Source organism: Pseudomonas sp. TH21, assembly GCF_016651025.1.
Classification (GTDB): Bacteria; Pseudomonadota; Gammaproteobacteria; order Pseudomonadales; family Pseudomonadaceae; genus Aquipseudomonas; species Aquipseudomonas aylmerensis.
This window is the reverse complement of record NZ_JAEKEQ010000001.1, coordinates 2,394,079-2,403,707: the sequence shown is the minus strand read 5'-3', so window position 1 is coordinate 2,403,707 and position 9,629 is coordinate 2,394,079. Positions and strand designations below refer to the sequence as shown.

General features: G+C 65.4%; 7 protein-coding genes. All 7 read right to left on the bottom strand.

The features are described from left to right. Positions 1-185: 185 nt before the first annotated feature. Positions 186-1,382, bottom strand: a complete 1,197-nt coding sequence (locus JFU04_RS10855) for a substrate-binding domain-containing protein (RefSeq protein ID WP_065905927.1) — start codon at positions 1,380-1,382, stop codon at positions 186-188. Positions 1,383-1,765: 383 nt separating this feature from the next. Further along, positions 1,766-2,977 (bottom strand): type II secretion system inner membrane protein GspF, encoded by a 1,212-nt coding sequence (gene gspF / locus JFU04_RS10850; protein ID WP_065905925.1) that lies wholly within the window; start codon positions 2,975-2,977, stop codon positions 1,766-1,768. Continuing rightward, positions 2,977-4,395: a type II secretion system ATPase GspE gene (gspE, locus tag JFU04_RS10845; RefSeq protein WP_106804361.1), complete on the bottom strand. Its 1,419-nt coding sequence runs from the start codon at positions 4,393-4,395 to the stop codon at positions 2,977-2,979. Before gspE ends, gspF begins: the two co-directional genes overlap by 1 nt. A gap of 448 nt (positions 4,396-4,843) precedes the next feature. After that, a complete protein-coding gene (gene gspD, locus JFU04_RS10840; RefSeq protein ID WP_120448223.1) occupies positions 4,844-7,177 on the bottom strand; it encodes a type II secretion system secretin GspD in 2,334 nt (777 codons plus the stop codon). Further along, entirely contained in the window at positions 7,174-7,686 is a 513-nt protein-coding gene (gene gspM / locus JFU04_RS10835) for a type II secretion system protein GspM (protein ID WP_201144053.1), read from the bottom strand. The genes gspD and gspM overlap by 4 nt, the downstream gene beginning before the upstream one ends. Continuing rightward, on the bottom strand, positions 7,679-8,749 hold the full coding sequence (gene gspL, locus JFU04_RS10830) for a type II secretion system protein GspL (RefSeq protein ID WP_201144052.1): 1,071 nt from the start codon (positions 8,747-8,749) through the stop codon (positions 7,679-7,681). Before gspL ends, gspM begins: the two co-directional genes overlap by 8 nt. Next, a complete protein-coding gene (gene gspK / locus JFU04_RS10825; protein WP_201144051.1) occupies positions 8,746-9,624 on the bottom strand; it encodes a type II secretion system minor pseudopilin GspK in 879 nt (292 codons plus the stop codon). Before gspK ends, gspL begins: the two co-directional genes overlap by 4 nt. Between the last annotated feature and the right edge of the window lie 5 nt (positions 9,625-9,629).

Sequence of the window (9,629 nt, the reverse complement as noted above, 5' to 3'; positions counted from 1 at the left end):
CGGAGATCTTCCTTGTTTGTAATTCGCCAGGGGCAAGACACGCCCGCGTATGAGGGTTAGGCGGTTGGCGAGGGGCCGGACTGAACTTCTGTCATGGAAAGTTCACATGGGACTGGTAACGCAAAAAAATCAGCAACGGCACAGGCCGTTGCTGATCGGGTGTTGCAGGTCGGTGAAGGCGTGGGTTACAGCGGACGACCGATGCCGTTGCAGACGTTGGTTTTGCCGATGCTCAGACCGCTGGTTGCCGTCAGGAAAGTGTCGGTGATGGCAGCTTTCCAGTTAGCCGGCAGCGGCACGAAACGGTTGGCCGAAATCGCGGCGTCGTTGTTGGCAGTGGCGCCGAAGTGCTTGGTGAAGAAACCACGTACCTGGGAGGTCTGATCAGCGTTGGCATAGCACTGGCTGAAGATCAGGTTGGTGAAGCCAAGGATCGGGTAGCCCGAATCAGGGTACGGTTGAACGCCGGCAGCGCCCACTGGACCGAACACTGGCACCCAGTTGTCAGGGTTGTTGATGTCCAGCGGAGCGCTTGGGTCGTTAGGTGGCAGCACCTGGGCGATGGCGTCGGAAACGTTGCCCGGCGCTGGCGACACACCTTCGACGCCGTTGGCTTCGTCTTTACCGACGCGAGCAACCTTGGTGGCGTCGTCCAGGCCTTCCAGGGTAGAGGCCGCGTAGTCAGGGCTCATGTAGGTGATGCGGCCTTGGGCGGCGCCCAGGGCAGTCATTACACCCTGGCTGCCGGTGGCAGCAACGGCGCCGGCAGGCAGGCCACCGGAGAAGCTGTTGGCGAACGTGGTGGTAACGGCGAAGGAGCCGGTTTCAGCGTTGCACTTGGCGTTGAGGAAACGGGTGAACAGCTCGGTGGTGCCGCTGCTCTCGCTGCGATACACGATAACGATCGGACCGGTACGCCCAGCACCGGAAATCCCGCTCCAGTTCTTGATGCGACCGGAGAACACACCGCACAGCTCTTGCACGCTCAGGTCAACATTCGCGCTGCCGGTTTTGTTGAACGGAATGGCCACCGACGTTGCAACCGACGGCACCTGGATCAGCTTGCCCCAGGCCGGTTGTTTGGTAGATGCGTAGGTCGACAATTCAGTCGCAGTCAGTTTGGAATCGCTACCAGCCCAGTGCACGTTCTTATTGGTAACGCCGGCCACGAACTTGGTGTAGTCGTTGGTCAGGAAGGCAGCCTTGCCATTGCCGCTGCCGACGCCGATGTAGGGGGCGAAGCCAGTGGTGAGTACGCCGGCAGTCTGGTACAGCGGCTGTGGCAAGGTCGCGCCGCCGCCGTTTACGTCAGCGAATGCAGCCTGTGCCGAGCACAGTGCAGCGAGGGTCATGGATACCGCGAGAACGTTGCGCTTAAACATGAAGAAGCTCCTTTCGTCGTGTTTGTACGTTTGGGGTAGATGGCTCTTGCATGACGCCATGGCTTCGGTCCCAAGCCGTGATGCGGGGGTGGCGAGGGGTGAGGCCATGGGTAGGAAATTTCGCAGTTTCCGATGACAGCAATAGGAAAAAACCTCGGGAGGAACACCTTGATTTTTAAAAGATTCTCGGGTGTTTTGGTCATCGTTCTGAACGCTTTGGGCGCAGGTGACAGCGAGGTTTCAGCCCGCAATGGGTGGAGGCGGTACGGGCTGTGGCAAGGGCGATTGGATGTGACGGAATGAGGAACCCGAGGTTGGGCCTGGCGATGTCGGCCCGCGCCGAAATCAACTGAGCAGCCCCTTCCCAGCTTTCTTGACCGTATTCAGGTCACGAGTTGGTTGATCTCGATGATCGGCAACAGCACCGCCATCACGATCACCAGCACCACCGCGCCCATCACCACGATCATCAGGGGCTCGAGCAACGCGGTCATGCCCATCGCGCGCCGTTCGATATCCCGCGACAGCGTCTGCGCGGCACGCTCGAGCATCGGCGGCAGCGCGCCGGTTTTTTCACCGCTGGCAATCAGGTGGATCAGCACCGGCGGGAAGACTTTTTCCACCGCCAGCGCCGGGGCCAGGTTAACGCCCTCGCGCACCTTGGCGGTGGCGTCGTTGACGCATTGGCTCAGGCGGTCGTTGGAGAGGGTCTGGCGCGCCGCTTCCAGCGCGCGCAGCAGCGGCACGCCGGCCCCGCCGAGGATCGCCAGGGTCGAGGCAAACCGCGCGGTATTCAGGCCCAGCACAAAGCGCCCGATCAGCGGCAGGCGCAGCACGCGACTATGCCAGTTCAGGCGCGCCACGGGATTGCGCAGGTACAGGCGCCAGCTCCAGAAACCGCCGACAAGCGCACCGAAACACAACCAGCCCCAGGCGCGAATGAAGTCGCTGGCGTTGAGCATCGCCAGGGTCAGGCCCGGCAGGTCCTGGCGCGCCTGGGAAAACGCGCTGACCACCTGCGGCACCACGTAGCTCAACAGGAAAATCACGATGCCGATGGACACCAGCCCGACCACGCCGGGGTAGATAAAAGCCGTGAGGATCTTGCCGCGCAGGTTGTTGCGCTCCTCGATGTAGTCGGCCAGGCGCTCCATCACTTGGGCGAGGTCGCCGGACTCCTCCCCCGCCGCGATCAACGCGCGATAGATCGACGGAAAGTCCCGTGGCCGTGCCGCCAATGCATCAGCCAAGCGCATGCCGCCGCGCACATCGGCACGCACGGCGGCGAGGGTCTGGGCGATGTGCTTTTTCTCGGCCTGCTCCACTGTCGCGCTCAGTGCTGCCTCCAGCGGCAGGCTGGCGCCGAGCAGGCTCGCCAGTTGCCGCGTGGCCCAGGCCAGGTCGTTGTCCGACAGCTTGGCAGTGAACAGGCTGCTGCCGGCGGCATTCGACTGATTGCCTTCAACCTGTACCAACAGCGCGGTCAGGCCACGGCTGCGCAACGCGGCAAACGCGCCGCTCTGGCTGTCCGCCTCCAGGTGCCCGGCCTCGACTTTGCCGCTGGCGTCGGCGGCTTCATAGCGATAGCGATTCATCAGGCGTCCCGCGTCACGCGCAGGATTTCTTCGGGCGCAGTAGCGCCACTGCGCACCCAGCGCTCGCCGTCTTCGCGCATGCTCAACATCCCGGCGCGGCGCGCGGCCACGCGCAGGTCCTGCTCGCCGGCGCCCTGGTGGATCAGGCTGCGCACGTCGTCGTCGACGCAGAACAATTCATGGATCCCGGTACGCCCGCTGTAGCCGATCTGGTTGCATTGCGCGCAGCCCACCGGGCGCCAGGTGCCGGGCGCGGCCGGGTCTTGCTGCTTGCAATGCGGGCACAGGCGCCGCACCAGGCGCTGGGCCAATACACCCAACAGCGACGACGCCAGCAGGAACGGCTCGACCCCCATGTCGATCAGGCGGTTGACCGCCGACACCGCGTCGTTGGTGTGCAGGGTCGCGAGTACCAGGTGGCCGGTGAGCGAGGCTTGCACGGCGATTTGCGCGGTCTCCAGGTCACGGATTTCACCGATCATGATGATGTCCGGGTCCTGGCGCAGAATCGCGCGCAAGGCCAGGCCGAAGGTCATGTCGATCTTGGCGTTGACCTGGATCTGGCTGATGCCCGGCAAGTCATATTCCACCGGGTCTTCCACGGTGAGGATATTGCTGGTGCTGGCATCCAGCCGCGCCAGGGCCGCGTACAGGCTGGTGGTCTTGCCGCTGCCCGTGGGCCCGGTGACCAACACGATGCCGTGGGGCTGGCGGATCAGCGTATCGAGGCGCGCGAGCAACTGCGGCTCCATGCCCAGGGTTTCCAATTGCAGGCGCCCGGCCTGTTTGTCGAGCAAACGCATCACCACGCGCTCGCCATGCCCGGTCGGCACGGTCGATACGCGAATATCAATCGGCCGGCCGGCCACGCGCAGGGCAATACGGCCGTCCTGGGGCAGGCGCTTTTCGGCGATATCGAGCTGGGCCATGATCTTGATCCGCGACACCAGCGCGCCATGCAGCGCCTTGCGCGGCGACACCACGTCACGCAGGGTGCCGTCGACGCGGTAGCGCACCACTGAATGGGTTTCATAGGGTTCGATGTGAATGTCACTGGCCTCATCCCGCGCCGCCTGGGTGAGCAAGGCGTTGATCATGCGAATCACCGGCGCGCCGTCCTGGGTGTCCAGCAGGTCGGTGATTTCGGGCATGTCTTGCATCAGGCGGTCGAGGTCGACTTCGTTTTCGGCGGCGCCGACCACGGCGGCGGCGCTGCCGGTGTCGGCGTAGGCACTGGCGAGCAGGCCGTCGAGTTCGTCGTCGCGCACCTGTTCAAGGCGGCTGTGGCCGAACTGACGGTGTACCTCGCTGATGGACCAGCCGGGGGTCGAGGGGCATACGGTGAGTAGCCTGCCTTCCTCGCAGGGACGCAGGAGGATGCGTTGGGATTTGGCCCAGGCGTAGGGGAGCAGGCTCATGGCTTTTGCCCTGTTTGTAGGTGTACATATCCGTTGTTGGGGTCACGTCTACTTGGGGTTCCGCTCTTACAGCGGCTCACTTTTGAAGAGCGCAAAAGTAAGCAAAACGCTCTTGCCCCAACACTCGGCACCTCGCCCAGGCTCGGTGTGCCCGTAATCCGACATTGATTTGGGCGGCCGCCGCCACGCGCCATCCATGGCGCGGGGCGGCTAAACCGGCATCCCTGCCGGTTTAGCCCCCAAATCAATATCGAATTCCGGCCAGCGTGTTTGATGGGGCGCCTAGGATCAAGGTCAAGATCAAGATCAAGATCAAAAACAATGCGAAAGCAGGTGGGTTTTTCTGTGGGAGCTGGCTTGCCTGCGAAGGCCTCCACTCGGTGTGCATGCCGTACCGAAGTATCTGCAGCGCAGGCAAGCCAGCGCCCACCAAGAGCGCAACCATAAGTCACGGCCGCGCCCCTCCGGAAACCGGCACGGCGCGGATCACTGCCCGCGGCCCCTGCTGTTGTTGACCACCCGGGATCGCCTTCTCCACCGAAGGCAACTGCGGCGCCTGCACATCCGGCATCGCCCAGCTGTGCTCCGGTTGCAGCCCGCCCTGGGCGCGGCGCATGAACTCGTAGCGGTTCAGGGTGATGCTGCGCCCCGCCCCGCTGTCGCGGATGATGTAGGGGCGCAGGAACACCATCAGGTTGGTCTTGTTCACGCTGCGCTTCTCATTGCGAAACAATGCGCCCAGGCCGGGAATATCCGACAGCCACGGCACCGCATCATTGCTCTGGCTGTAGCCATCCTGCAGCAGCCCGCCGAGCACCATGATCTGCCCGTCATCCAGCAGGATGCTGGTGTCGATCGCGCGCTTGTTGGTCACCGTGCCGGCCTCCACTGAAGCCCGCGCATCCACGGTGCTGACCTCCTGGTAGATATCCAGCTTCACCGTGCCGCCTTCGGAAATCTGCGGGCGCACGTTGAGCTTGAGCCCCACCTCCTCACGCTGCACGGTCTGGAACGGGTTGTTGCTGGTGCCCCCGCCGCCGGTCACGTAGCTGCCGGTGACAAACGGGATGGTCTGCCCGACGAAAATACTCGCCGCTTCGTTGTCCAGCGTCAGCAGGTTCGGCGTCGACAGCACGTTGGTGCCGCCCTTGCTCTTCAGGGCGCGGGCCAGCACCTTGAGGTCGAGCACCTTGCCGATCCCGGGGATGTCTACGGTGCCGTTGACCAGGCCGACGTTGAGGCCCTTGGGCAGCACATCAATGCTGGTGGGGCTGGCGGGCTTGCCATTCACGCCGCTGCCGCCCAGGTTGACGCCGCCGAAGCCGCCCTTGCCACCGAGGTTGCCGGCCTGCCATTGCACGCCAAACTCGGTGGCGTCGTCCTCGCCGACTTCCACGATCAAACTTTCGATCACCACCTGGGCGCGGCGCTGGTCGAGCATGTCGATCACTTCGCGCAGGTTGCGGTACAACGGGTCCGGGGCGGAAATCAGCAAGGTGTTGGTGGTGGCGTCGGCCTGGATAGTCACGCCGCCGGCGCTGAATGCGGTGTCCTGGTCACTGGGAGTGCTGCCGGTGCCAGGGGTGGAGCCGCTGGCTTGCCCGTAACCCGACTGCACGCCGCTGCCGGTGGGCGTGCCGCTGCTGTTTTGCGCGGTGCCGGTGGCGGGGCTGTTCTTGCCATTGCCGCCCATGCTGCTGAGCTTGCCACGGGCATCGTCGCTCACCCCGGTATCGCTTTCGCCGGTAAGCAGCCCGCGCAGCGACTGCGCGAGCTTGCCGGCCTGGGCATTGCGCAGGTACACCACGTGCATATTGCTCGGGTTGCTCTGGGCATTGTCGAGCTTGTAGATCAGGTTGCGCGCCAGCTCCGTACGCTCTGGGCTGCCGGAGCGGATGATGATCGAATTGGAGCGCGGGTCGCCGATCACGTTGATCTTCTGGGTCTGGTCGGCGCCCTGGGTTTCCAGCAACTCGCTGACCATCGCGGCGATGTCCACGGCGATGCCGTTCTGCACCATCACCACGTCGGTGTCGATGGCGCTCGGGGTGTCGATACCATTGATGATCTGCGCGACGCGCGCGAGGTTTTCCGCATAGTCGGTGATGACGATGCTGTTGTTGCCGGGGTAGGCATTGATCGGGTTGTTCGGCGACACGATGGGGCGCAGCACCGGGATCAGGTTCACCGCATTTTCATACTGCAGGCGGAAAGTGCGCGTCTGCATGCCGCTGCTGCCGGCGCTGTAGATCGGCCCGCCAAGCAACTTCGCATCGGCCTCCGGCACCACCTGGGCCACGCCGCCCACATCGACCACGCTGAAGCCCTGCATGCGCAGCGCCGCCAGCAGCATGTCGTAGGCCTGGTGCGCGGGCACCTGGCCCTCGCTGACCAGGGTGAGGTTGCCTTTCACACGCGGGTCTACCAAAAATTGCTGGCCGGTGGCGCGGGACAAGGCGCGCACCACCGCCTGGATATCCGCGTCGACGAAATTGAGCTGCACCGGCTGGTCGCCCAGCGGGTTGCGCGCCTTGACCGGCGCCGGGGCCTGGCCGCGCGCACTGTGGGTGACCGGGTGTTGCACGCGGGGTTTGGGCGGGACTTCGCGCTGACGATCGAGCGGGGTTTCGCCGCTGCGACGGGTGTCGGCCAGAGGCTGGCCGAGTTCGCTGTCCACCAGCAAGGGCGTGTTTGGCTGCGGGCTGCTGCACGCGCTCAAGGCCAGCAACAGCAGCGGCGCGACCTTGCGAAAAGGCGCGTGATGGGGGACTGACCACTTCATGAAGCTTCCTTAGCGCCAAGCGCCTGATCCATGCGAACGGTCCCGGACACAGTGCCGGCCGAGCTATCGACAGCATCCGGCGCGCGCTGCAAGCGCGCCTCGGACACCTCCAGGGAAAACGAATGGGGATTGCCCAGCAACCAGCTCACCACGGCGTCTGCCGGGGCATTCTCCAGCGTGAGGCGCCAGCCGCCCGCATCCAGTGCCTGCAACTGGTAATGCCCCTGCAGGCCGGCGCCATCGAGGGCCTGGCGCAACGCGGCTTCATCGCCGTGGCGCGGCGCCGCGACGTCCTGCAACAGCACCTGCAAGGCCGCCGCCTGGGCGCGCAGCTTGGGGGTCTCGGCCTGCCAGTACTCGATCTTCTTCAGCGCGGGTTGCACCAGCACCAGCCAGGTCAACAGACTCGCCAGGACCAGCGCAGCGCCGATCAGCAGGCGTTTCTCGCGCAACGCCAGGCCGCTCCAGAACACCTGCGCCTGGCTGCGCACCTGCCGCCACTTATTCATCACCGGCCTCCGGTTTCTCGGCGGCCTGGGCCGGGCCGATGCTCCAGCCATGCTCATCGCGCTCGGCGACAAAGCCGGCCTGGGCCAGCGCGGCTTGCCAATCGCCCACGGCCGTGGGGCTGCGACTGTCGGCGAGCAGCGCCAGGTGCAAGCGGCCCTGTTCGAAGTCCAGGCTCTCGACGCTGCCGACCATGAAGGGCAGATTGCTGCCCGCCAGCTGCAACAGGCGGGTAAAGCGCTGGCCCGGATCGGCGGCCGCACCGCTCTGGCGCGCAGCCAACTGCTGGCGGGCCTGCTGCAATGGGTTGAGCACCACTGGCAATTCAGGAAATGCCTGGCGGACCTGCTGGCTCATCAGCGCCTTGAGCCGCTGGCCCTCATCCACCTGGCGGGCGGCATACAGGTTGAGGCCGACGGTCCAGATCGCCGTCGCCAGCGCTACACCGGCGAGCGCCCTGCCCCATCCGCCACGGGGTGCCTGGCTGAGACGCGCGTGCAAGCCCCAGGCCGGCACGGCACCGCTCCAACGCTGCTGCGCCTCCACCAGCGGCACATCGAGGGTCTGCAAGCCCAACGGGTGCACGGCGCCTTGCTGCAGGCTGTCACGGGTCAACAGATAGCCGTCGTCCAACGCTGCCGCGCCGACCGGCAAGGCATACGGCGCCGGGTACAGCCCGCGCAGCTTGAGCGGGGTCTGTGCGACGACCGCGGCGAGCCGCTCCAGGCCGGCCTTCGACAGCCAGCCGACCTGCACGCGCCCATCGCTTTCACGCGGGCCGTGGGCCACCTGCATCTGCTCCACCGGGCCGAGGATCAGCGCCTGGGCGGCACAAGCCACCGCCGCAGCAGTTTTCGCCGCGGGCAACGGCGGCAACTCAAGGCTGGTCAGCAGGCTGTCGCGCGGATGCAGGAAGCAATCCAGCGCCTGGCGGGTCTTGCCCAATTGCGCCAGGCTGGCGTGCCCTCCGTCCACCACCACGCCGCGCTCCAGCCAGGCAAACGTCACCTGGCTGTCCACGCTTAACTCATCGAGCGGCGGCAGGCCAATACGCAAGCGTTTCATACCCCCACCCGCGACCAGATCACCCGTGGCGGACGGTCTTCGGGCCGATGCAGCAGCGCGTCGAGGGTCACCCGACGCTGCTCGCGTCGTGCCTGGCCCTGCAGGCGAAACCACTCGCTGGTAATGCCCACCTGCACCGAATCCACCGCCACCTGGGGCAAGTGCAAGCGGTTGACGAAATCCCCGCGGTTGATAAACCAGCGGCCGCTGTCACGTTCGGCCAGCAACCCCCGGGCCTGGGCCAGGCTGAGCTGCGGCACCACCGCGCTGAGCACTTCGGCGCTGGCGGTGTTGCCGTTGACCCAGGTATTGCTGGGAAGCACGCTGATATAGGTGCGCAGGCGCCGCAACAGCGCCGGGTCCAGGCCGTCAATGCCGCTCAAGTCGTCGAGGTTGCGCAGCATCGGGTATTTGGCCGGCACACCGTTCTGCTCGTAGGAGGCGATGACCCGCTGGCTGATGCGCCGACTCACGGCCGAGTCGACCCCGATCAGGCGGCACAGGCGCTCGAAGGACTGCAATTGCTCGGCATCCGGCTGCTGGCGGTTGACCAGGTTGCGCAGGTTGAACTTGCCCTGCTCGTCCTCGATCTGCCCCTCGAACGCGCCGCCCTGGGCCTGCGCCCACGGCTGGTCGAGGCGCGTCAGCACCTCCTTCTGGCGCGCCTCCCAGAGCATCTGCCGGCTGCGCTCCAGGCCGCCTTGCAACAGCCACTGGCCCTGCACGCGTAATTGCTCGGCTTCCAGGCTGCGAGTGAACACACTCTGACGCGTGAGCATTGCGCCGGCCAGCACGGCCACCACCGCCGCGATCAGCAAGGCGCTGATAATCGCCATGCCGCGCTGCTTCGCCGCTGTGGGCGAATACCGTTTCATGGCGC

Bases quoted from the DNA above. Each gene is read 5' to 3' on its own strand.
- gspD (WP_120448223.1), bottom strand. From the start codon at position 7,177: ATGAAGTGGTCAGTCCCCCATCACGCGCCTTTTCGCAAGGTCGCGCCG.
- JFU04_RS10855 (WP_065905927.1), bottom strand. From the start codon at position 1,382: ATGTTTAAGCGCAACGTTCTCGCGGTATCCATGACCCTCGCTGCACTG.
- gspE (WP_106804361.1), bottom strand. From the start codon at position 4,395: ATGAGCCTGCTCCCCTACGCCTGGGCCAAATCCCAACGCATCCTCCTG.
- gspM (WP_201144053.1), bottom strand. From the start codon at position 7,686: ATGAATAAGTGGCGGCAGGTGCGCAGCCAGGCGCAGGTGTTCTGGAGC.
- gspF (WP_065905925.1), bottom strand. From the start codon at position 2,977: ATGAATCGCTATCGCTATGAAGCCGCCGACGCCAGCGGCAAAGTCGAG.
- gspL (WP_201144052.1), bottom strand. From the start codon at position 8,749: ATGAAACGCTTGCGTATTGGCCTGCCGCCGCTCGATGAGTTAAGCGTG.
- gspK (WP_201144051.1), bottom strand. From the start codon at position 9,624: ATGAAACGGTATTCGCCCACAGCGGCGAAGCAGCGCGGCATGGCGATT.